A 1,138-nucleotide genomic window follows, 5' to 3' on the forward strand; every position below is an offset into this window, starting at 1 on the left:
TCAAACTCGGAGATCCCCCTAAATCCCCCTTAAAAAAGGGGGACTTTGAGAATGGCTCCCCCCTTCCGCGCGGGGGGTTGGGGGGGATCTAAATCTTGCGGAAAACTTTGAAAACACGGCCTAGCCCTCCCATAACTGTCCAGTTTATGCAGGTCATTTCGTTTGCGATCGCATAAATCAACGCTGCACCTAAGCCTCGTCAGCAATAGGCGGGGTCAATGTAAAGATCAATCAAGACTGCTCCATGGGTGTAATCAGAAGTGCTGAACGTTTAAAACGTTCAACACTTCTGGGATTTAAGCAGGTCAAGAATGAGTTGGGATGGGCGGATTTTTCGGTTAGGTCAGTTTTTTTCAGGAGTTATGGAATTCCACACTTCAAGGAGTATCTTGCCTTGGTCAAACAAAGGATAAGCTATTTTGGGTAAAAGATTACTCGACCAGGCATTTTTTCTTGATTAATCCAAGCGTAAACACGCAAGCAAGCTAAGACTTTACCAGGAGTACCTCTAACCTGTAATTTATCGATTACGTCATCTTTGTTCTCTGTATATTTAATAATATCATCTCGAACACCTAAAAGCCATTGACATCCTGCTTGATCACCCTCCATACTATTAACTCTTTCCACTGCTTTGTCAAGGGTTTTTCTTGCATCTTTCTGCAAATTACACCACCAGGAATTTGGGTCAGCTAAAGGCTGATATACTAATGAGTTAATCGCCTCGTCTAAGTCCAGCCTTGCCTTTAAGGATTTAATCGGATCTTGTTCATGGTCTTTGACTTTTTTGAAAAAAAGTATCAAGGTTTTGATATAATCCTCTCTATGCTGGGAATTAAAACGGGTTATACCAAAAAATTTAATACTTTTCAGGCAATGATGTAGGGAGGGGTCGTTTTGAATAAAATATATGCAGATAGATACGATCTGGGCAAGAAATTTCAGATCCCCATCTAGATTTTTATCGTTAATCTCTGAGTCTAAGGAAGCTTCAGTTGATAAACACAACCCTTGAGCCTTAACTGTTCCTGTTAAACCAGGATAGAGAAGTTTATTTTCTGAAAAAGGAAGTTCGTTGTTGTTCGTATCATCTTCCTTTGCCTTGATTTTTTTAGCTGACTGTAGAGCTTTATTTTGC

Annotated in this window: 1 pseudogene; it reads right to left on the reverse strand. The window is 40.4% G+C overall.

The window, feature by feature from the left end:
- Positions 1-414 precede the first annotated feature (414 nt).
- Positions 415-1,138 (reverse strand): annotated as a pseudogene (locus F6K37_RS43700) (hypothetical protein); the annotation flags it as partial.

Origin of the sequence: Moorena sp. SIO4E2 (assembly GCF_010671945.1) — a bacterium.
GTDB classification, from domain to species: domain Bacteria; phylum Cyanobacteriota; class Cyanobacteriia; order Cyanobacteriales; family Coleofasciculaceae; genus Moorena; species Moorena producens.